At 72.4% G+C, this 577-nt stretch carries 1 protein-coding gene; it reads left to right on the top strand.

What is annotated here, in order from left to right; all coding sequences use genetic code 11:
- On the top strand, positions 1–577 hold a 577-nt coding region (locus ACFP3U_RS37030), incomplete at both ends, for an acyltransferase domain-containing protein (protein ID WP_380230166.1).

Genomic DNA, 577 nt, shown 5'->3' with positions numbered 1-577 from the left:
TCGTCAACGGCCCCGAGCAGGTCGTCGTCTCCGGCGCCCCCGAAGAGCTGGACGCGCTCGCCGCACGCTGCGAGGCCGACGGGATCCAGGCCCGCCGGATCGCCGTGGACTACGCCTCCCACTCCCCCCAGGTCGAGGACCTGCGCGAGGAACTCCTCGACCTCCTCGCCCCCGTCACCCCGCGCACCGGCCACACCCCGCTCATCTCCACCGTCACCGGCGAGACCATCGACACCGCCACCATGGACGCCGCCTACTGGTTCACCAACCTCCGCGAGACCGTCCGCTTCGACGCCGCCCTCACCACCCTCCTGGCCACCGGCCACCGCGTCTTCATCGAAACCAGCCCCCACCCCGTCCTCACCGGCCCCGTCACCCAGGCCGCCGAGAACAACGGCACCGAAGCCGTCCGCGCCATCGGCACCCTCCGCCGTGGCGAAGGCGGCCAACACCGCCTCCTCCACAGCCTCGCCGAAGCCCACACCGCCGGCCTCCCCATCGACTGGACACCCTGGACCGGCACCGGCCACCTCACCGACCTCCCCACCTACGCCTTCCAACACCGCCGCCACTGGCT

This window comes from Kitasatospora misakiensis (genome assembly GCF_042656005.1).
Lineage (GTDB): Bacteria > Actinomycetota > Actinomycetes > Streptomycetales > Streptomycetaceae > Kitasatospora > Kitasatospora misakiensis.
This window is presented reverse-complemented; position numbering and strand designations above follow the sequence as displayed.